Source organism: Pseudocitrobacter faecalis (assembly GCF_965231525.1).
Taxonomy (GTDB): domain Bacteria; phylum Pseudomonadota; class Gammaproteobacteria; order Enterobacterales; family Enterobacteriaceae; genus Pseudocitrobacter; species Pseudocitrobacter faecalis.
The window spans coordinates 2,440,412-2,458,169 of the sequence record NZ_CBDDNJ010000002.1 but is presented as its reverse complement, the minus strand read 5'-3'; the positions used below and the strand labels follow the sequence as shown (position 1 = coordinate 2,458,169).

Here is a 17,758-nt window from a genome sequence, read left to right as displayed (position 1 = left end):
ATCCGGCCTACAGGGGAATGTGTAGGCCGGATAAGGCGTTAGCCGCATCCGGCATTTTATCCTGCGAATTTTCCCGCCTTTCCCGCTTCCAGCTTTTACATTTGCTTATCATTTCCAACATATTTCACTTGTATTTCGTCTTTGCGTAATGATAATCGCTATCACTAACATTTACTTTTCTTTGCATCTTTTGACTGCGATTCACATTTAAGGACGTTCGCATGTTTGTGCCTTTTCTGATTATGCTGCGCGAAGGGTTAGAAGCCGCGCTGATTGTTAGCCTTATCGCCAGCTATTTGAAACGCACACAGCGTGGCGGTCTGATAGGCGTGATGTGGATTGGCGTTTTTCTGGCCGCGGCGCTCTGTCTTGGGCTGGGCCTCTTTATCAATGAAACCACCGGCGAATTTCCGCAAAAAGAGCAGGAGCTGTTTGAAGGTATCGTGGCGGTCATCGCGGTGATCATCCTGACCTGGATGGTGTTCTGGATGCGCAAAGTCTCCCGCAACGTAAAACAGCAACTGGAGCAGGCGGTGGATAACGCGCTGGCGCGCGGCAATCACCACGGCTGGGCGCTGGTGATGATGGTTTTTTTCGCCGTGGCGCGTGAGGGGCTGGAGTCGGTTTTCTTCCTGTTGGCGGCATTCCAGCAGGATCTCGGTATCTGGCCACCGCTTGGGGCAGTCCTTGGGCTGGCGACCGCCGTTGTGCTGGGTTTCCTGCTCTACTGGGGCGGCATTCGTCTGAATCTCGGCGCGTTCTTCAAATGGACTAGCTTGTTTATTCTGCTGGTCGCTGCGGGGCTTGCCGCCGGGGCGATTCGCGCGTTCCACGAAGCCGGGCTGTGGAACCACTTCCAGGATGTCGCGTTTGATTTCAGCGGCACGCTGACCACCCACTCGCTGTTTGGTACGTTAATGGAAGGCATTTTTGGCTATCAGGAAGCGCCAAGCGTCAGCGAAGTGACCGTCTGGTTACTCTATTTACTGCCTGCCCTGGCGCTTTTTTTCTGGCCGGCGCGAGCGCCAAACGCGGCATCACGTATCGCCCCCTGAGGCGAATAGCTTTTACTCATTGAAAGGGATGGATCATGACCACTATTTTTCGCCGTAGCGTGCTCGCTGCACTGTGCTCCTTCGCGTTTTCTGCGCAGGCTGCCGATATTCCGAAGGTCAATGTCACGGTAAACGATAAGCAGTGTGAGCCGATGACGCTCACCGTTAATGCGGGCAAAACACAGTTTATCATTCAGAACCACAGCCAGAAGGCGCTGGAGTGGGAGATCCTCAAGGGTGTAATGGTGGTGGAAGAGCGTGAAAATATCGCGCCAGGCTTTACGCAGAAGATGACCGCCAATCTGCAACCGGGTGAATATGAGATGACTTGTGGTCTGCTGACCAATCCGAAAGGCAAGCTGATTGTAAAAGGTGAAGCCACAAAGGATGCGGCGAAAGCGGATGCGGTTTTGAGCCTGGGCGAGGCGATCACCGCGTATAAAACCTACGTCACTACACAAACGGCAGATCTGGTCAAAGCCACCAAAGCCTTTACTGATGCGGTGAAAGCGGGGGATATCGAAAAAGCGAAATCCCTGTACGCACCTACGCGTCAGTATTACGAACGTATTGAACCGATTGCTGAGCTGTTCTCTGACCTCGACGGCAGCATTGATGCCCGTGAAGATGATTATGAGCAGAAAGCCGCTGACCCGAAATTCACCGGTTTCCACCGTCTGGAGAAGGCGCTGTTTGGCGACAACAGCACCAAAGGTATGGAGAAATATGCCGATCAGCTTTACAGCGATGTGGTTGAGTTGCAAAAACGCATTGCAGAATTAGCCTTCCCGCCGTCAAAAGTGGTGGGCGGGGCCGCCGGGTTGATTGAAGAAGTGGCCGCCAGCAAAATCAGCGGCGAGGAAGATCGCTACAGCCATACCGACCTGTGGGATTTCCAGGCCAACATCGATGGCGCACAGAAGATTGTTGACCTGCTGCGTCCGCAACTGCAAAAAGAGAACAGCGCGCTGCTGGCGAAAGTCGATGCCAACTTTAAGAAAGTGGATGCCATCCTCGCGAAATATCGCACTAAAGACGGTTTTGAGACCTATGACAAGCTGACGGATGCGGATCGCAACGCGTTGAAAGGGCCGATTACCACGCTGGCGGAAGATTTAGCGCAACTGCGCGGGATCCTGGGTCTGGATTAAGCATCATGGCAGAGCAACATGAAACCGGCGTGAATGAACCTTCACGCCGTCGCTGGCTGAAGGGCGTAGGCGCGCTGGCGCTGGCGGCGGGTTGCCCGGTGGCGCACGGTGCGAAAGCCGATTCGCCAGCGGTGACCGGGCGCGATGAGAAACAGCCTTTTTACGGGGTGCACCAGGCGGGCGTGCTGACGCCACAGCAGGCATCAATGATGCTGGTGGCGTTTGACGTGCTGGCGACCGATCGCGCTGACCTGCAGCGACTGATGCGCCTGCTGACCACGCGGATTGCGTTTCTTACCGAAGGCGGCCCGGCACCGGAGACGCCAAATCCGCGTTTGCCGCCGATGGATTCCGGTATTCTCGGGGCGTGGATCGCCCCGGATAACCTGACCATGACGGTCTCCGTCGGGCAATCATTGTTTGATGAGCGTTTTGGTCTGGCCTCCCAGGCGCCGAAAAAACTGCAAAAAATGACGCGCTTTCCAAATGATTCATTAGATGCGACGTTATGCCACGGTGACCTGTTACTGCAAATCTGTGCCAATACACAGGATACGGTGATCCATGCGTTGCGCGATATCATCAAGCACACGCCGGATCTCCTGAGCGTGCGCTGGAAGCGGGAAGGGTTTATCTCTGACCACGCCGCGCGCAGTAAAGGTAAAGAGACGCCGGTGAATCTGCTGGGTTTCAAAGATGGCACCGCGAACCCGGACAGCGGTGATAAAGCGCTGATGGACAATGTGGTGTGGGTGACGAAAGACCAGCAGGAACCTGCGTGGGCGGTGGGTGGTTCGTATCAGGCGGTGCGTATTATCCAGTTCCACGTCGAGTTCTGGGATCGTACGCCGCTTAAAGAACAGCAGACCATTTTTGGCCGGGATAAGCAGACCGGGGCACCGCTCGGCATGCAACATGAGCACGATGTGCCCGACTACAGCCGTGACCCGGACGGTGAGGTGATTGCGCTGGACAGTCATATTCGGCTGGCTAACCCGCGTACCGCTGAAACACAATCCAGCCTGATGATGCGTCGGGGGTACAGTTATTCTCTCGGCGTGACCAATTCGGGGCAACTGGATATGGGGCTGTTATTTGTTTGCTATCAGCACGATCTGGAAAAAGGATTTCTTACGGTACAGAAACGGCTGAATGGAGAAGCGCTGGAGGAGTACGTCAAACCCATCGGCGGCGGCTACTTCTTTGTGCTGCCGGGTGTGCCGTCATCGGCATCCTACCTTGGACAAACGCTGCTCGAAGCCTGAACAACACCTACCCCTTTGGGTAGGTGTTTTATCCACTTTTTTTCTTGTTTCTATCCCATTGATATAATTCTGTAATATAAATGTAAGAGACTGTATGTGAACGGATGCGATCTGATTTGTTACTTTTTAGTAAAATTTAAATTGCATTCTTAATTATTTTTGATGTATTTAATAAGTAGTAGCGGTAGTTCCCGGTTGTGATGCAGTTCACTATGGAGATCGCGAATGGTAGCGTCCTTTATCGGACAGGGTAAAAACAGTCACCGCACCACTTTGCGCGGAGGTTCAGCTTCCGGCAGCGATTTCGTCACCTCAAAAATCTCTCACGCTGAAAACAACACTCTCTTTTCCGATGTGGAACGCGATGCGCGTAGTCGTGCTTTCACGTCAGTTCGACAGGCAAGCAATGGCTTACAAGGAAGCCAAACCTCAGACGTTCGTGCGCATAATCGTGCTGCCAACGGCACGTGTGATGTAAACCTACAACTCAAGGTGCTATCCATGGGAAGACAAAAAGCAGTGACTAAAGCTCGTCGTGAAGCGAAACGTGTGCTGAGACGGGATTCACGTAGCCATAAACAGCGTGAAGAAGAATCGGTCACCTCGCTTGTGCAGATGAGTGGCGTGGAATCTATCGGTATGGCGCGGGACAGCCGCGATAACTCACCGATTAAGGCCCGCAATGACGCTCAGGCGCATTATCTGAATGCGATTGAAAGCAAACAGCTGATCTTCGCGACCGGCGAAGCAGGCTGCGGGAAAACCTGGATAAGTGCAGCAAAAGCGGCTGAAGCTCTGATTCATAAGGATGTGGAGAGGATAATCGTTACCCGCCCGGTATTGCAGGCTGATGAAGACCTCGGCTTCTTGCCCGGTGATATCTCCGAGAAGTTCGCGCCTTACTTCCGCCCCGTCTATGACGTGCTGGTGAAGCGGTTAGGGGCGTCCTTTATGCAGTACTGCCTGCGTCCGGAAATTGGCAAGGTGGAAATCGCGCCGTTCGCCTATATGCGCGGACGTACATTTGAAAATGCGGTGGTCATTCTCGACGAGGCCCAGAACGTCACCGCTGCGCAAATGAAGATGTTTTTGACGCGCCTTGGGGAGAACGTGACGGTTATCGTCAATGGTGATATCACCCAGTGTGATCTGCCGCGCGGCGTGCAGTCCGGGCTGAGCGATGCGCTGGAACGTTTTGAAGAAGATGAAATGGTAGGGGTGGTACGCTTTACCAAAGAGGATTGTGTACGCTCGGCACTGTGCCAGCGGACGCTGCAAGCGTATTACTGATGTAGTGAGAGTTGTGGCAAAGCCCGGGTGACCGGGCTTTGGCGTTTTTGGGATGGTGCGGTGTTTTCCCCTCACCCTAACCCTCTCCCCAAAGGAGAGGGGATCGAATGTGCTCGCTGTTAAGTTCGGCGCTGGTTTTCTCCCTCGCCCCTTGGGAGAGGGCCGGGGTGAACGAATGTGCTGGCTGTTGCGTTTGGCGCTGGTTTCTTCCTCGCCCCTTTGGGGAGAGGCCGGGGGGAACGAATGTGCTCGCTGTTAAGTTCGGCGCTGGTTTTCTCCCTCGCCCCTTTGGGGAGAGGCCGGGGGGGAACGAATGTGCCGGCTGTTGCGTTCGGCGCTGGTTTTCTCCCTCGCCCCTTGGGAGAGGGCCGGGGTGAACGAATGTGCTGGCTGTTGCGTTTGGCGCTGGTTTTCTCCCTCGCCCCTTGGGAGAGGGCCGGGGTGAACGAATGTGCTGGCTGTTGCATTCGGCGCTGGTTTTCTCCCTCGCCCCTTGGGAGAGGGCCGGGGGGAACGAATGTGCCGGCTGTTGCGTTTGGCGCTGGTTTTCTCCCTCGCCCTTGGGAGAGGGCCGGGGTGAGGGGAGCAGACGGCACCTGAACAACATACGAAAAAAAAGCCCGTACTTTCGTACGAGCTCTTCTTAAAATATGGCGGTGAGGCGGGGATTGACTCGCTGCGCTCGCCCTGCGGGCAGCCCGTTCACTGCGTTCGCGGCCTGTCCAACTGGCTGCGCCAGTTGTCGAACCCCGGTCCGGGCTTCTCACCCCGCCTGGTTGTGCAACATGCGAAAAAAAAGCCCGTACTGTCGTACGAGCTCTTTCTCGAATATGGCGGTGAGGCGGGGATTCGAACCCCGGATACGTTGCCGTATACACACTTTCCAGGCGTGCTCCTTCAGCCACTCGGACACCTCACCATATTGTTTTGCTGCCGAACTGCTTGGGTGGCAACGGGGCGCTACTATAGGGAGTTGCCCTAAAACGGTCAAGCATAATTTCTCAATTATCTTTCGTTCGGTTAAGCATTGAACATATTCCCCGTCCGGATACGAACGGGGACGGAAATCAACGCTGTGAATCGAGCAATTCGTTGTTTTTCACCACGTCCTGTGCTTTCCCATAGCTTTCAATCAATAACTGATAGGCCGGGAAGATGTGGGTATATACCTCCGCCCACTCGGCTGCGTCCTCACGATTCCAGGTACCTTGCAATTCTGCCGCGACGGCAGCCGTGTCCATTGGCACGACACCTGCCTGAACCACCCGCGCCAGGGTAACTTCTTGCGCCATTTTACTGTAGGTGCCGGAGGCGTCGATCACCGCGAAAACTTTATACCCCTCTGCGGCAGCGGCAATGGCCGGGAAAGCCATACACACGCTGGTGATTGTACCGGCGATAATTAAAGTCTTACGGCCGGTCGCTTTTACTGCTGCGACAAACTCTGGATTATCCCAGGCGTTAATCTCCCCCCGACGCGCAACGTACTGTGCGTGAGGGGCGTTCTGATGAATCTCCGGGATTAAAGGGCCGTTTGGCCCCTGTGGAACCGATGCCGTGGTAATGACCGGTAATTTTGCCAGCGTTGCCATTTTTGCCAGGGCAGCCGCACGGGCGCGCAGTTCTGGCATAGGCATATCTGCCACGGTCTGAAACAGGCCGCTTTGATGATCGATCAGCAGCATCACGGCATCATTAACATCAATCACCGGGCGTGCACCGTTAAAATTAGCGGGAATAGACATGTTATTTACCTCGTGTTGTTAAATCTGGCCGAAACGACCTGAATTAAAATCGCGAATTGCTTCAGCAATTTGCGCCTTGTGATTCATCACAAATGGCCCGTATCCAATAATTGGTTCGTTCAGAGGTTCACCTGCCAGTAGCAGCACGCTGGAATCCGTTTGCGGCTGAAGGTGGAATGCTTCACCATGCTGGCTGAATACCACCAACTGACCTTCGTGGGCTCGTTCATCACCGTTAATGGCGACGTCTCCTTTTAGCACCACCAGTGCGGTGCTCCAGCCATTGGGCTGCGTAAAGTCAATGTCGCGCCCTTGTTTCAACTGCATATCCCAGACATTCAGCGGCGAGAAGGTGTGCGCCGGGCCGTTGACGTCCTGAAAGCGGCCTGCGATGACGCGCAGGTTGCCGCTTCCATCGGGTAAAGCGATGTGCGGAATATCCTCGGCGCGAATACTTTGGTATCCGGGCGTCGCCATCTTGTCTTTTGCCGGCAGGTTGACCCACAGCTGAATCATCTTCAGTTCACCGCCGGTCTGACTAAAGGCTTGAGAATGGAACTCTTCGTGCAAAATTCCGGCACCTGCAGTCATCCACTGAACATCACCTGGGCCAATCACGCCGCCTTTTCCTGTTGAATCGCGATGCTCTACTTCACCGTCGTACACCAGCGTGACGGTTTCAAATCCACGGTGCGGATGTTCGCCGACACCGCGCTTCTCGTTTCCCGCCGGGAAGGTGAACGGCCCGGCATAGTCGAGCAGAAGGAAAGGGCTCAATTGCTCGCCATGGCTCTGGTAAGAAAACAGTGATCGTACCGGGAAGCCGTTGCCTACCCAGTGGGGGACGGGAGGGGTATACACGCCAGTAATCTGTTTCATCGTTATCTCCTGCGTTTCTGTTTCTGATGTCATTAAGCTTATATTTGTGGTTAATCACCCGGTAGATAGCAAAATGGCACTAGACTGTTCCAAAAATAGAACGATGAGGTGGATATGCAGGATCTCAATGATTTCGCGTGGTTTGTACAGGTGGTGGATCACGGAGGATTTGCAGCAGCAGGCAGGGCGCTCGATCAGCCGAAATCAAAACTGAGTCGGCGTATTGCGCAACTGGAGGCGCGGCTTGGCGTGAGGTTAATCCATCGTACCACCCGGCACTTTAGGGTGACAGAGGTCGGGCAGACGTTCTACCAGCACTGTAAAGCCATGCTGATTGAGGCGGAGGCGGCGCAGGATGCGGTGGCGACACTACAGTCAGAGCCGCGCGGGACGGTGAGGATCGTTTGCCCGGTAACATTGCTGCATGTGCACGTTGGGCCGATGCTGGCGCGATTTATGGTGCGTTATCCTGGCATCAATGTGCAGCTTGAGGCAACCAACAGACGCGTGGATGTGGTGGCGGAAGGGGTAGATGTCGCGATACGCGTACGTCCCCGGCCTTTTGAGGACAGTGATTTGGTGATGCGCGTGCTGGCAGATCGCGGGCACCGGTTGGTAGCCAGCCCTGAACTGGTTGCGCGTATGGGAAAACCCCTGGCACCCGCAACACTGAGTGGCTGGCCGGGTTTAAGCCTCGGAGCGGGTAAGCAGCATCGCTGGGAGTTAACCGGACCGGAGGGCGCGCGTGCTGAAGTCTGGTTTACGCCGCGCATGGTTACCAGCGATATGCTGGCGCTGCGTGAAGCCGCCATAGCGGGTGTAGGTATTGTGCAATTACCCCTGTTGATGGTGCGGGAGCAGTTGGCATCAGGTGAACTGGTGTCGGTTCTCGATGAGTGGCAACCACGTCGCGAGGTGATTCATGCGGTATTTGCGTCCAGGCGCGGGTTATTGCCGTCGGTCAGAGCATTGGTCGATTATCTGGCTGAGGAGTATCAGAAGATGGAGGAGGAATAAAAGGTGGGGCCTACTGCGTTCGCGGTCTGTCCAACTGGCTGCGCCAGTTGTCGAACCCCGGTCCGGGCTTCTCACCCCGCCTGGTTGTGCAACATGCGAAAAAAAAGCCCGTACTTTCGTACGAGCTCTTCTTAAAATATGGCGGTGAGGCGGGGATTGACTCGCTGCGCTCGCCCTGCGGGCAGCCCGTCACTGCGTTCGCGGTCTGTCCAACTGGCTGCGCCAGTTGTCGAACCCCGGTCCGGGCTTCTCACCCCGCCTGGTTGTGCAACATGCGAAAAAAAAGCCCGTACTTTCGTACGAGCTCTTCTTAAAATATGGCGGTGAGGCGGGGATTGACTCGCTGCGCTCGCCCTTCGGGCAGCCCGTTCACTGCGTTCTCGGTCTGTCCAACTGGCTGCGCCAGTTGTCGAACCCCGGTCCGGGCTTCTCACCCCGCCTGGTTGTGCAACATACGAAAAAAAGCCCGTACTTTCGTACGAGCTCTTCTTAAAATATGGCGGTGAGGCGGGGATTGACTCGCTGCGCTCGCCCTTCGGGCAGCCCGTTCACTGCGTTCTCGGTCTGTCCAACTGGCTGCGCCAGTTGTCGAACCCCGGTCCGGGCTTCTCACCCCGCCTGGTTGTGTAACATACGAAAAAAAGCCCGTACTTTCGTACGAGCTCTTCTTAAAATATGGCGGTGAGGCGGGGATTCGAACCCCGGTCCGGGCTTCTCACCCCGCCTGGTTGTGCAACATACGAAAAAAAGCCCGTACTTTCGTACGAGCTCTTCTTAAAATATGGCGGTGAGGCGGGGATTCGAACCCCGGATACGTTGCCGTATACACACTTTCCAGGCGTGCTCCTTCAGCCACTCGGACACCTCACCATATTGTTTGTTCCGTTGCTGCTGGAACGGGCGCTAATTTAGGGAAATCCGCTGCGTGCGTCAATAAACTTTTTTAAAAAATAGCGCGTTTAGACAAACTTCAAGCAACTTGCTGTTAAATCAGTCATAAATCGCCTTTTTTGCCACCACGCTGCTTTTTGCAGGAGTGATAAGATAATTTTGCTATGCTGAGGATCCGCTAAAAAAATCAATCAACATCGCGCCAAAGAGATAAAAATACGATGGCGCTTTATGTCAGGAGTAGTTATGGAGATCATCTTTTACCATCCGACCTTTGATACCCCGTACTGGATTGCTCAACTGAGTAAGCAACTGCCGGGCGCGAATGTTCGCGAATGGAAAAAGGGCGACATTCAGCATGCCGACTATGCGCTGGTCTGGCATCCGCCGGTTGAGATGTTGCAGGGCCGCGATTTAAAAGCGGTGTTCGCGCTGGGCGCGGGCGTCGATTCTATTCTCAGTAAACTCAAAGCCAACCCGGAAATGCTGCCAGAGTCTATCCCGCTGTTCCGCCTTGAAGATACCGGTATGGGCCTGCAAATGCAGGAATATGCCGTAAGCCAGGTGCTGCACTGGTTCCGCCGTTTTGATGATTATCAGGCGCAGCAGCAGAAATCTGAGTGGCAGCCGCTGGCGGACTATCATCGTGACGATTTTACTATCGGCATCATGGGCGCGGGCGTATTGGGCGGTAAAGTGGCTGAAAGTCTGCTGGCGTGGGGCTTCCCGGTACGCTGCTGGAGCCGTAGCCGCAAAACGATGCCGGGTGTGAAAAGTTTTGCCGGAACCGAAGAACTGGGCGATTTCCTGCGTGAAACGCGCGTTTTGATCAACCTGTTGCCGAATACGGCGGAAACTGTTGGCATTATTAATCTCACTTTGTTGAATCAGTTGCAGGATCACAGCTATCTGCTGAATCTGGCGCGTGGCGTGCATGTGGTGGAGGACGATCTGTTGCAGGCACTTAACACTCATAAACTGAAGGGCGCGATGCTCGATGTCTTCAGCCGTGAACCGCTGCCGCAGGAGAGCCCATTATGGCAGCATCCACGCGTGGTGATGACCCCGCACATCGCGGCGGTAACACGCCCGCAGGAGGCCATTGATTATATCGCCCGAACGATTATGGGGCTTGAGCGCGGCGACCACGTAAGTGGCCAGGTTGACCGCCAGCGCGGTTATTAGTCGCTCCCACAAACCCGGCTTCTGCCGGGTTTTCGCTAATAAAAGGCCTGGTTTCCTGCTATTCTTGGCGCTAACACGTTAGAGGAGAATGTGATGTATCCTGTTGACCTGCATATGCACACTGTTGCCAGCACCCATGCTTATAGCACGCTGCATGACTATATTGCCGAAGCGAAACGAAAAGGCATCAAACTCTTTGCGATCACCGATCATGGCCCGGATATGGCTGATGCACCGCATGCCTGGCACTTTATTAATATGCGTATCTGGCCGCGTATCGTTGCTGGCGTGGGGATCCTGCGCGGTATCGAAGCGAACATCAAAAATACCCAGGGTGAAATTGATTGCACCGGGCCAATGCTGACCTCGCTTGATTTCATTATTGCAGGCTTCCACGAGCCGGTTTTCCCGCCGCAGGATAAAGCCACGCATACGCAAGCGATGATTGCTACCATAGCCAGTGGTAACGTGCATATGATTAGCCACCCGGGTAACCCGAAATTCCCGATTGATATTCAGGCAGTCGCTGAGGCGGCAGCCAAATATCAGGTGGCGCTGGAGATCAATAACTCGTCATTCCTGACATCGCGCGTCGGGAGTGAAGGTAACTGTCGCGCCATCGCCGCGGCGGTTCGTGATGCGGGAGGCTGGCTGGCACTGGGCTCTGATTCCCACACAGCGTTTACTTTGGGCGAGTTTACTGAATGTCGGAAGATCCTTGATGCCGTCGATTTCCCCGAAGATCGTATTCTGAACGTTACCCCACGTCGTTTTCTGAATTTCCTGGAGTCACGCGGCAAAGCTCCGGTTCCTGAATTTGCCGAATTTTAATCAATAAGATGGATTAATTAATGAACGAGTTTTCAATTCTCTGCCGGGCGCTGGGCTCGCTGTACTACCGTCAGCCGCAGGACCCGCTGCTGGTTCCGCTGTTTACCCTGATCCGCGAAGGGAAGCTGGCGGCGAACTGGCCGCTTGAGCAGGATGAACTGCTGACCCGTCTGCAAAAAAGCTGTGATATTCAGCAAATTGCCGCAGATTACAACGCCCTGTTTGTGGGCGAAGAGTGCCGTGTTTCGCCATACCGTAGCGCGTGGGTTGACGGAGCGACAGAGGCCGATGTACGCGCGTTTCTCACGTCGCGCGGCATGCCGCTTGGCGAAAATCCTGCCGACCATATCGGTACTTTATTGCTGGCGGCTTCCTGGCTTGAAGATAATGCCGCGGAGGATGAAAACGAGGCGCTTGAGACGCTGTTTGAAGAGTATCTCCTGCCGTGGGTCGGCACTTTCCTTGGCAAAGTGGAAGCCCATGCGACGACCACGTTCTGGCGTACCCTGGCGCTCCTGACCCGCGAAGCGATTAGCGCAATGTGGGATGAACTTCAGGAAGAGGAAGAAGAGTGATTTAAATCACGTTTATGATGCAATTAATGTAATCGCATTGTCTGAAACGTGTTCATGCTCTCACTAACTCGGTGGGCATCTGTTAAAATGCCCGCCATGAACATACTTCTCTCTATAGCTATCACCACGGGCATTCTTTCCGGCGTTTGGGGCTGGGTAGCGGTGTCGTTGGGATTATTAAGCTGGGCCGGTTTCCTCGGCTGTACCGCCTATTTTGCCTGCCCACAAGGTGGGCTGAAGGGGCTGCTTATTTCCGCTTGTACCACAATGAGCGGCGTGCTGTGGGCGCAGGTAATTATTTACGGCAGCGCAATGGCGCCGCATCTGGAAATTGTCGGCTATCTGATGACGGGCGTGGTGGCGTTTCTGATGTGTATCCAGGCAAAGCAGCTTTTACTGTCATTTGTTCCCGGTACCTTTATCGGAGCCTGCGCAACCTTTGCCGGGCAGGGTGACTGGCGTCTGGTGGTGCCTTCACTGGTGGTGGGGTTGATATTTGGCTTTGCGATGAAAAACGCTGGGCTGTGGCTGGCCAACCGGCGAACATCGGCTTCAACGCAACGCGCAGTAGAAGAATGAAAACCGGCGACCATGTGTCGCCGGTTTTCATTCCAGAGGTGTGTTAGTTGCTCATGCCACTAATTTCAATTTGCGAAGTTTGATTGGTTTTTCTGTCGGTAATATTCATCACCAGCTGTCCATCCGTGTTGGTCACATTGACGATGAAATCTTCCGTCACCAGTTTACCGGGTTTCCCCTGACTGACGTTACCCATCAAACTCCCCAGCAACTGGGACTGGATCGATGATGTAAAGGCACTGAGTGCTGAAGTTTGATCATACGAATCATCAGAGTTCGGCGCAGAATAGCCGTTTTGCGCCTGCGCTTCGGAAAGCAGCGTGGAGCCATTCAATGGATTACCGCCAAAATTGGGGTTTACCGGCGTATAGACAAGTTGCCCGGCAATACAGACGTTGGCCAGCATAATGCCCGCCAGACTCAACAGCACTTTATGACGTTTTAACATGGTGTGCCCTCAAGCAAATATTGCGATATTGTTTTTGAGAACGCGTGGTATCACGACATTTTTATCATAGTTCCCGAGGAAAAGAATTCCACGACATTTCATGTAGAGGCGTTCAATAAAAAATTATTAAATAAAATTATTGATTAAAATCAATCGCATTTTTATTTACAAGATAATGCTAACCCAGAAAAATAGTACTTTTTGCTGACAGTCACGGACAAATCCTGTTTTTGTATGAGTGCGAAATAATCGCTGGTGAATACGCTTATTACCATATGTGAAATTTCGTATATACCTGGTGGTGTACCGGGATGCAGTAGCCTATTCATTTTTACGAGGGGGTACACAATAGTTTAATGATATTGACTGGAGGTATTCTATGAGAGGCTATGTCCTCGCAGCACTATTGTCATTCACTCCTGTGGGAGTTTATGCGCATTCTCAATCAAATGAACATCCTGATTTGTCCTCTCTGTCTGCTGAAGATTACGCATTACCAGATAAATTGAACTTACCTCGCAATGCGACTAACGCATGGATCAAACAGAATGGGGATGGGCTACGGGCTGATATTGATCAATACCATACCGGTAGAAATACCAACGCTATTATTCAACAACAAGGTGGAGGGCATACGGCTGACATTACCCAACTCTATGGTAATAACGATCTTGCTATTATTAGTCAGGCGGGTTGGGGTAATGATGCTGAAATAATACAAAAAGGTTCTGGGAACGCAGCGGCTATTTCTCAGGACGGATATTCAAATTATGCGAAAATTGTTCAGGTTGGAAATAACCTGGCAGGTATTAAAGTCAGTCAAACTGGAGTAGGTAAAACTATCAGCGTAAAAGTCACTCATGGCTATACGAGGTAGTCCATTTAACCCGTTACGTTAACTACATAATAGGTACTACTATGAATCTCTGGAAATTGACAGCAATTGCATCATTAGTTATTTCTGGAAGTGCCTTCGCGCAATATACCGGACCTGCGGTAACCGACGGTGGTAATTCCGAGCTCACCTCAACCGCGGGGCTTGCTACCGAAGCGGTTGCCGCGCACAGTAGCGAATTGCCAGGCTTTGGGCCGAATGCGGGTAGCAACAGTGAACACGTTGCCATCTACCAGGGTGGCTCCAGCGGCAGTGGCCACGGCGGTCATGGCGGTTGGGATGATAAAGGCGGCTCGGGTTATGGTAGCGGCAATAATCTGGCCAACGTCGAGCAGGATGGGGCAAAAGGCTCATCAACGCTGATTTATCAGGAAGGGGGCAATAACTCTCTGAGCACCCTGCAAACCGCAAAAGACAGCCTGTTGTATATCCGCCAAAGCGGGGGTAAAAACAACACCATCGGTACAGGCCTGCTCGACTCTAAAGGTGGCTCTTCCGGTAATACCTTCACCCAAAGTGGTTCCGATAACCAAATGGTGATTAACCAGGACCAGAGTGATAACCACATCTACAGTCCTGGCCAATCAGGTACACATAATAAGGCGGTGATTTACCAGAAAGGGAAAAATGACCTGACGGCGAACCTCTCCGGTAACTATAACGAAGCCTATATTAGCCAGAATGGGCAAGGCAACGGCGCCATCGTCAACCAGTCGGGTAGCTTTAACGACCTGAATTTGAAACAGAAAGGTAACTACAATACCGCAGATCTGACGCAAACCGGCGGTGGCTTCTACAACGGTAAAAACGATCTTAAAGGCGGCAGTGGTCACAGCAGCGGCGGCAACGTGCTGGATGTGACACAGCTCGGTTTCAAAAACGATGCTTCGGTTAACCAGAATGGTAGCAGCAACACCATTACGCTTGAACAAAACAGCAGTAATGGTATCGCCACTATCGATCAAAGCGGCGGAACCAGTCGTAACACGGTCACCGCAATCACCAACGTTAATAATGGTCTGGTGGATGTTGACCAGACTAGTGGTACCAAAGACAGCGATGTTGTCATTAATCAGAGTGGTGGCAGCAGCTGGGATAAATCGTTTGATGAGGATAAACACGGCGGCAGTTACGGCACCCTGGTCGCAGCGGCTAAAGTGCTGCAAACCAGCGCTAATGGCAGCAGCGTGAACATTAATCAGACCGTCGCAGGCGTGTCAACCACGGCATATGTGAAACAGACCGGGTCTGGTAACACAGCCATTGTGAATCAACACTAAGCAATATTTTGCCTGATGAGCCGCCACGTTGTGGCGGCTTTTTTATGCGCAGAATAATGGAATTAAAAAACCGGCTGCGAAAAGCTGACAGCCGGCAAGATATGCCATCAGGAACTGCTCTCGCTCGCGGCTTTCGGCAACGGTGCTTGCGGCGGGGCGAGATTTTGCTGTGCTGACTGCGCCGGTACAGTGGGGCGAACCGTTTGCGGCGGCGGCGCTTGCGTGAGTTCATCGGGCATCAGCAAGCCTTCTACCGCCTCTTTGCGATAACGCGTCAGGACTTCAGAGTGAATATCTGCGGCATTACTCAGCGCCCACAGTTTTTTGTTAATCCCATCATTGATCAGGTGGATGACGCCTTCCTCAATGGCTGACATCAGACAGGTCATTACCGGTTCGTTGGTGGTAAAGCCCGCTTCGCCTTCTAATAGTCGCTGGTAATCAATAAAGCGGAAGACGCCCGCCTGAATTTCATAAGAGAGGATCGTTTTGCTGGTATTTACCGAGGAGAGCACTTCGCCGGTATGGACATTCACAATACGCAGATTAACCGCCACCTGATCTAATTGATACTGGGTACTGCCGCCAATACCAAAATAGCGCGCGCCAAAACCGCCGGTTTTAACATTACTGGCGTAGCCAATTATTGAACCCTCGGCAATCACATTAGCCGAATAAAGCGAAGGCAGCGGGCTGGCGTTATTATCGCCCACGGTACCATTTTGCTGGGCGGCACGAATAATTTTTCGTTCATTGAGCAGGTTATTCAACCCCTGACGCTCCAGAGGAACAAACCAGCGCGAGTCTTTCAGAGAGGAAACCAACATTGCTGTGGCGCTTTGCGGAACTGATGTAGAAAAGTTACTGGCCGGATAGGGCTGGAACTGGCCCGTCTCATCCTGGATATTATAGACGGCGACATATATTTTTCCGCGCGGCGGAGGGAGCGATACCAGATCTTTATAGGTCGCATCGCGTGGGAGTAATGTGGGCCTGGCGGCTTCTTGTGGTGGCGTTGTAATGCACCCAGACAAGAGTCCAGCTACAACTGCCAGAGTAACGATACGCATCTTGTTCTTGCCTCTCTGAATGGTGACATTTAAAGACCCCTCTGTGAAATATTTACGCAAGAAGCCGTGAGCGCAATCAATAATAATTAATTGCGCTACGACTAATTTCCGGGTTGTAAATTACATCAGCACAAAAGGACTATTTTCGATAAAATATTCCAGATTAATATTCGTCGGAGGAAAGGTCTCCAGTTTGTAATAATGCTTGATTTATAATCCTTTTTTGTATTTCTTCCTGTACTGATGCGACGGCTTGAGTAATGACCGCATCATAATTTCGCATGACAGGTGAGACAATTGTCTGAAAGACAATGTCTTGATCATAACGAATAGTCATAATACTGCCCCAGCGTGCGCTGGGGCGTTCAATAATACTCAGGTTTATTTTATTATCTGTCCAGTGTTCGCTAAAGTCACGGCAGAATTTTTGTCCTACCGAGGTTACGGCACGTGTGACAATCAACCCAGGAACTTCAAGTTCTGCAGCCGTGGCTGGCGCCAGGTGTAAAAGCAGAACAGTCGCCAATAGAGGAACGGTTTTCATTGTCGTCACCGTAGGTATTTGTTCGCCCAAAATACGGCCTGAGTTCGGTTCTTCACCGAAAGCTTTTTGAAGAGATTGTAGATATGCGTTTTGACAGTGTTTTCACTGATGAATAGCAGATGGGCAATTTCGATGTTAGAAGCACCTTGTCGAAGTTTACCGAGAATCTGCTTTTCGCGATGTGTCAGGTCAACGGTTTCATTCCACTGCGGATGGGACAAATTTAGCTGCTGTGTAAGATAGTCATTAATCGACTTTGGAAAGAATTTTTCACCCCGGCATACGGTTTTGATACCTTCAATTAAATTTTCTTCGCCGGTTTCTGTATGAAATATACCGCTAATCATCGGCCATTCGACAATTTCACGGTGATGATAATGCGGCGGTATATTAAAAAGTAGTGTTTTAAACTTTTTCTGGCAGTTTTGTAGATCCTGGCACCACTGCCGTGATGTGTGTTCTTCAAGGGACATCATGTCGAATAAAAGAAGATCGCCATCTTCAATCGCCGAACTGTCGATGACATCACAGTGTTTAAGAGTGACTTCGTTGTAGAAGCGCTTTTTAAGTGCTTGTAACAAAAGTGTTGATTGTAATGACGGCTTGGTTATCAGAAACAAGAATCTGGGCTCTGACGGATTTTTATTGATTCTCATGGTTCACTCCAGAGAGATATATGCCAATTTATCTAATTGAAATATAAGGTATTAAAACAACACAAGCATGCTCAGGCCACCGCAAGAAGCGCGGCAATGCCAATCAACTACGAAATATGAATTAATCTAAAATTTAGGTAGGCAAAATTAATTAAACAAGTTTTAATAATGTAACAAAATGTAAAACTGGCTGATGATTTTTTCTTTAAGCGCTTTCATATGATGAATATTTAAAGTTAAAAATAAAATTAATAGTTATCATAATGATATTTAAGGTTTTTATTAAAAATAATAAAAAAGCATTAGTTACTTTCATCGAACCTTTGAAGTAGATTTGCATTAATTTTATTTACCGATTTAATGGTATTACGAATAAATTTTGCAAGCATCTTCACCCGTCGC

17 protein-coding genes and 2 tRNA genes are annotated in these 17,758 nt (G+C 51.8%); 11 read left to right on the top strand and 8 right to left on the bottom strand.

Going from position 1 to position 17,758, the window contains the following annotated elements; all coding sequences use genetic code 11:
• The first annotated feature begins 221 nt into the window (after nucleotides 1-221).
• The 4 genes from efeU to phoH all read left to right on the top strand — a co-directional run bounded on the left by efeU (nucleotide 222) and on the right by phoH (nucleotide 4,761).
• Complete coding sequence (gene efeU / locus ACOXYR_RS12395) at nucleotides 222-1,055, top strand: iron uptake transporter permease EfeU (protein WP_407732565.1); 834 nt, start codon at nucleotides 222-224, stop codon at nucleotides 1,053-1,055.
• A gap of 35 nt (nucleotides 1,056-1,090) precedes the next feature.
• The gene (gene efeO / locus ACOXYR_RS12390; protein WP_113858570.1) at nucleotides 1,091-2,206 is read left to right on the top strand and encodes an iron uptake system protein EfeO; all 1,116 of its coding nucleotides are present in this window, start codon (nucleotides 1,091-1,093) and stop codon (nucleotides 2,204-2,206) included.
• A gap of 5 nt (nucleotides 2,207-2,211) precedes the next feature.
• A complete protein-coding gene (gene efeB, locus ACOXYR_RS12385) occupies nucleotides 2,212-3,471 on the top strand; it encodes an iron uptake transporter deferrochelatase/peroxidase subunit (protein ID WP_421356672.1) in 1,260 nt (419 codons plus the stop codon).
• A gap of 501 nt (nucleotides 3,472-3,972) precedes the next feature.
• Nucleotides 3,973-4,761 (top strand): phosphate starvation-inducible protein PhoH, encoded by a 789-nt coding sequence (gene phoH / locus ACOXYR_RS12380; protein WP_189623323.1) that lies wholly within the window; start codon nucleotides 3,973-3,975, stop codon nucleotides 4,759-4,761.
• Between the two features lie 831 nt (nucleotides 4,762-5,592).
• Here phoH and ACOXYR_RS12375 read toward each other — a convergent pair.
• From ACOXYR_RS12375 to ACOXYR_RS12365, 3 genes are all read right to left on the bottom strand, one after another.
• Nucleotides 5,593-5,680 (bottom strand) — tRNA-Ser (locus ACOXYR_RS12375).
• 148 nt (nucleotides 5,681-5,828) lie between these two features.
• A complete protein-coding gene (locus tag ACOXYR_RS12370) occupies nucleotides 5,829-6,506 on the bottom strand; it encodes an isochorismatase family protein (RefSeq protein ID WP_113858573.1) in 678 nt (225 codons plus the stop codon).
• Nucleotides 6,507-6,524: 18 nt separating this feature from the next.
• Nucleotides 6,525-7,385, bottom strand: a complete 861-nt coding sequence (locus tag ACOXYR_RS12365) for a pirin family protein (RefSeq protein ID WP_421356744.1) — start codon at nucleotides 7,383-7,385, stop codon at nucleotides 6,525-6,527.
• 114 nt (nucleotides 7,386-7,499) lie between these two features.
• Here ACOXYR_RS12365 and ACOXYR_RS12360 point away from each other — a divergent pair, with 114 nt between their 5' ends.
• Nucleotides 7,500-8,402, top strand: a complete 903-nt coding sequence (locus ACOXYR_RS12360; protein ID WP_421356745.1) for a LysR family transcriptional regulator — start codon at nucleotides 7,500-7,502, stop codon at nucleotides 8,400-8,402.
• 782 nt (nucleotides 8,403-9,184) lie between these two features.
• Here ACOXYR_RS12360 and ACOXYR_RS12355 read toward each other — a convergent pair.
• Nucleotides 9,185-9,272: transfer RNA gene (locus ACOXYR_RS12355), tRNA-Ser, on the bottom strand.
• A 267-nt stretch (nucleotides 9,273-9,539) separates the two neighbouring features.
• On the opposite strand from ACOXYR_RS12355, the gene ghrA reads away from it, so the two are divergent.
• From ghrA to ACOXYR_RS12335, 4 genes are all read left to right on the top strand, one after another.
• Nucleotides 9,540-10,478 (top strand): glyoxylate/hydroxypyruvate reductase GhrA, encoded by a 939-nt coding sequence (gene ghrA, locus ACOXYR_RS12350; protein WP_407732569.1) that lies wholly within the window; start codon nucleotides 9,540-9,542, stop codon nucleotides 10,476-10,478.
• Between the two features lie 93 nt (nucleotides 10,479-10,571).
• Nucleotides 10,572-11,309, top strand: a complete 738-nt coding sequence (locus ACOXYR_RS12345; RefSeq protein ID WP_421355247.1) for a phosphatase — start codon at nucleotides 10,572-10,574, stop codon at nucleotides 11,307-11,309.
• A gap of 20 nt (nucleotides 11,310-11,329) precedes the next feature.
• Nucleotides 11,330-11,884, top strand: a complete 555-nt coding sequence (locus tag ACOXYR_RS12340) for a TorD/DmsD family molecular chaperone (RefSeq protein WP_108474422.1) — start codon at nucleotides 11,330-11,332, stop codon at nucleotides 11,882-11,884.
• 96 nt (nucleotides 11,885-11,980) lie between these two features.
• Nucleotides 11,981-12,463 carry a DUF1097 domain-containing protein gene (locus ACOXYR_RS12335; RefSeq protein WP_421355246.1) on the top strand — a complete coding sequence of 161 codons (483 nt, stop codon included), beginning with the start codon at nucleotides 11,981-11,983 and terminating at the stop codon, nucleotides 12,461-12,463.
• A 43-nt stretch (nucleotides 12,464-12,506) separates the two neighbouring features.
• Here ACOXYR_RS12335 and ACOXYR_RS12330 read toward each other — a convergent pair whose 3' ends face one another.
• On the bottom strand, nucleotides 12,507-12,911 hold the full coding sequence (locus ACOXYR_RS12330; RefSeq protein WP_421355245.1) for a curli assembly protein CsgF: 405 nt from the start codon (nucleotides 12,909-12,911) through the stop codon (nucleotides 12,507-12,509).
• A 379-nt stretch (nucleotides 12,912-13,290) separates the two neighbouring features.
• Here ACOXYR_RS12330 and ACOXYR_RS12325 point away from each other — a divergent pair, with 379 nt between their 5' ends.
• Together ACOXYR_RS12325 and ACOXYR_RS12320 are read left to right on the top strand one after the other, a co-directional pair.
• Nucleotides 13,291-13,788: a hypothetical protein gene (locus ACOXYR_RS12325; RefSeq protein ID WP_108474419.1), complete on the top strand. Its 498-nt coding sequence runs from the start codon at nucleotides 13,291-13,293 to the stop codon at nucleotides 13,786-13,788.
• Nucleotides 13,789-13,829: 41 nt separating this feature from the next.
• A complete protein-coding gene (locus ACOXYR_RS12320; RefSeq protein WP_421355244.1) occupies nucleotides 13,830-15,086 on the top strand; it encodes a hypothetical protein in 1,257 nt (418 codons plus the stop codon).
• Nucleotides 15,087-15,193: 107 nt separating this feature from the next.
• On the opposite strand, the gene ACOXYR_RS12315 is transcribed toward ACOXYR_RS12320, so the two are convergent.
• The 3 genes from ACOXYR_RS12315 to csgD all read right to left on the bottom strand — a co-directional run bounded on the left by ACOXYR_RS12315 (nucleotide 15,194) and on the right by csgD (nucleotide 17,356).
• Nucleotides 15,194-16,156, bottom strand: a complete 963-nt coding sequence (locus tag ACOXYR_RS12315) for a CsgG/HfaB family protein (RefSeq protein ID WP_421355243.1) — start codon at nucleotides 16,154-16,156, stop codon at nucleotides 15,194-15,196.
• A 163-nt stretch (nucleotides 16,157-16,319) separates the two neighbouring features.
• Nucleotides 16,320-16,700 carry a CsgE family curli-type amyloid fiber assembly protein gene (locus ACOXYR_RS12310; protein ID WP_108474416.1) on the bottom strand — a complete coding sequence of 127 codons (381 nt, stop codon included), beginning with the start codon at nucleotides 16,698-16,700 and terminating at the stop codon, nucleotides 16,320-16,322.
• A gap of 5 nt (nucleotides 16,701-16,705) precedes the next feature.
• The gene (gene csgD, locus ACOXYR_RS12305) at nucleotides 16,706-17,356 is read right to left on the bottom strand and encodes a biofilm master transcriptional regulator CsgD (protein WP_108474415.1); all 651 of its coding nucleotides are present in this window, start codon (nucleotides 17,354-17,356) and stop codon (nucleotides 16,706-16,708) included.
• Nucleotides 17,357-17,758: the final 402 nt, after the last annotated feature.

What these genes read in the sequence shown, in the direction of transcription:
- efeU (WP_407732565.1), top strand. Translation starts at nt 222, where the DNA reads ATGTTTGTGCCTTTTCTGATTATGCTGCGCGAAGGGTTAGAAGCCGCG.
- efeO (WP_113858570.1), top strand. Translation starts at nt 1,091, where the DNA reads ATGACCACTATTTTTCGCCGTAGCGTGCTCGCTGCACTGTGCTCCTTC.
- efeB (WP_421356672.1), top strand. Translation starts at nt 2,212, where the DNA reads ATGGCAGAGCAACATGAAACCGGCGTGAATGAACCTTCACGCCGTCGC.
- phoH (WP_189623323.1), top strand. Translation starts at nt 3,973, where the DNA reads ATGGGAAGACAAAAAGCAGTGACTAAAGCTCGTCGTGAAGCGAAACGT.
- ACOXYR_RS12370 (WP_113858573.1), bottom strand. Translation starts at nt 6,506, where the DNA reads ATGTCTATTCCCGCTAATTTTAACGGTGCACGCCCGGTGATTGATGTT.
- ACOXYR_RS12365 (WP_421356744.1), bottom strand. Translation starts at nt 7,385, where the DNA reads ATGAAACAGATTACTGGCGTGTATACCCCTCCCGTCCCCCACTGGGTA.
- ACOXYR_RS12360 (WP_421356745.1), top strand. Translation starts at nt 7,500, where the DNA reads ATGCAGGATCTCAATGATTTCGCGTGGTTTGTACAGGTGGTGGATCAC.
- ghrA (WP_407732569.1), top strand. Translation starts at nt 9,540, where the DNA reads ATGGAGATCATCTTTTACCATCCGACCTTTGATACCCCGTACTGGATT.
- ACOXYR_RS12345 (WP_421355247.1), top strand. Translation starts at nt 10,572, where the DNA reads ATGTATCCTGTTGACCTGCATATGCACACTGTTGCCAGCACCCATGCT.
- ACOXYR_RS12340 (WP_108474422.1), top strand. Translation starts at nt 11,330, where the DNA reads ATGAACGAGTTTTCAATTCTCTGCCGGGCGCTGGGCTCGCTGTACTAC.
- ACOXYR_RS12335 (WP_421355246.1), top strand. Translation starts at nt 11,981, where the DNA reads ATGAACATACTTCTCTCTATAGCTATCACCACGGGCATTCTTTCCGGC.
- ACOXYR_RS12330 (WP_421355245.1), bottom strand. Translation starts at nt 12,911, where the DNA reads ATGTTAAAACGTCATAAAGTGCTGTTGAGTCTGGCGGGCATTATGCTG.
- ACOXYR_RS12325 (WP_108474419.1), top strand. Translation starts at nt 13,291, where the DNA reads ATGAGAGGCTATGTCCTCGCAGCACTATTGTCATTCACTCCTGTGGGA.
- ACOXYR_RS12320 (WP_421355244.1), top strand. Translation starts at nt 13,830, where the DNA reads ATGAATCTCTGGAAATTGACAGCAATTGCATCATTAGTTATTTCTGGA.
- ACOXYR_RS12315 (WP_421355243.1), bottom strand. Translation starts at nt 16,156, where the DNA reads ATGCGTATCGTTACTCTGGCAGTTGTAGCTGGACTCTTGTCTGGGTGC.
- ACOXYR_RS12310 (WP_108474416.1), bottom strand. Translation starts at nt 16,700, where the DNA reads ATGAAAACCGTTCCTCTATTGGCGACTGTTCTGCTTTTACACCTGGCG.
- csgD (WP_108474415.1), bottom strand. Translation starts at nt 17,356, where the DNA reads ATGAGAATCAATAAAAATCCGTCAGAGCCCAGATTCTTGTTTCTGATA.